Annotated in this window: 1 protein-coding gene; it reads right to left on the bottom strand. The window is 71.0% G+C overall.

What is annotated here, in order from left to right; all coding sequences use genetic code 11:
* Positions 1–38: 38 nt before the first annotated feature.
* Positions 39–1,281, bottom strand: a 1,243-nt coding sequence (locus tag AB0G02_RS40815) for a S8 family serine peptidase (RefSeq protein WP_360806093.1), incomplete at its 5' end; no start/stop codon positions are given.

Genomic DNA, 1,281 nt, shown 5'->3' with positions numbered 1-1,281 from the left:
GGAGGACCGGTGTCCACCGACCCTCCCCGGCACGTCGGTCAGCCCGCGATCACCGAGACGTCGTCCAGCACGAACGAGGTCTGGTAGGACCAGTCCTCCGCGCCGGTGAAGCTCAGCGCCACGCTCTGACCCGCGAACGCGCCCAGGTTGAAGGTGCGCACCGCGTAGCCGGACGGGTTGAGGTTGGTGTAGGTCGCCAGCGTGGTCGAACCCGCCTTGACGGTGAGGGTGTCGAACACCTCCGGCTCGTACTCCTCCGTGCTGATCTTGAGCCACAGCGACAGGGTGGTGTTGGTGCAGCCCGCCGGGACGGTGACGGTCTGGGTCAGCGTCTCGGTGTTGGAGTAGCCGTAGCCACCGATCCACGCGGACTGCGAACCGGAGCGCGGAGCGCCCTCGCCGGTCCACGGGCCGATGGTCCAGGTGGCGTTCGACCAGCCCGCGGTGCCGCTCTCGAAGCCGCCGTTGACGACCTTCTCACCGGGCGCGGCGCACGAGCCGCCGGCCGGGTTGACCGTCCAGGTGAACGTGGTGGTCCCGGCCTTGCCCGCGCTGTCGGTCGCCGTGGCGGTCACGGTGTAGGTGCCGGCGGTCGTGGGCGTGCCGGAGATCAGGCCGGTGGTGGGGGAGATGGACAGGCCGGGCGGCAGGCCGGTGGCCGACCAGGTGAACGGAGCCGTGCCGCCGGAGGCCTTCAGCTGCAGGCTCACGGCCGTGCCCACGCTGCTGGTCTGGTTGCCCGGAGGGGTGATGGACGGGGCGCCGGGACCGGGGTCGCCGCCGGTGTTGACGAACAGCAGGCGGTTGGGCGAACCGGTGCCCGGGTTGGTGATCTTGTTCGGGGTGGAGTTGGCGACCATCGCGGAGGCCACCTGCGCGGGGGTCAACGTCGGCGTGGCGCCGAGCAGGACCGCCGCTGCGCCCGCCACGTGCGGTGACGCCATCGACGTGCCGCTGATGGTGTTGGTGGCGGTGTCGTTGGTGTTCCACGCCGAGGTGATGTCCTGGCCGGGGGCGAAGATGTCCGTGCAGGTGCCGAAGTTGGAGAACGACGCCCGCGCGTCGGTGTTGGTCGAGGCGTTCACGGTGATCGCCTCGGCCACCCGGGCCGGGGTGAAGTTGCAGGCGTCGCTGTTGGAGTTGCCCGACGCGAGCGCGTAGGTGACGCCGTCCGCGATGGAGTTGCGGACCGCGGTCTCACCGGTGGGGTCGCTGCCCTGGCCCCCGAGGCTCATGTTCGCCTCGGCCGGGCCGGACGTGTGGTGGCCGGTGACCAAGTCG

It is taken from the genome of Actinosynnema sp. NPDC023658 (genome assembly GCF_040639995.1).
Classification (GTDB): domain Bacteria; phylum Actinomycetota; class Actinomycetes; order Mycobacteriales; family Pseudonocardiaceae; genus Actinosynnema.
The sequence above is the reverse complement of the archived record's forward strand: the minus strand, read 5'-3'. Positions and strand labels throughout refer to the sequence as shown.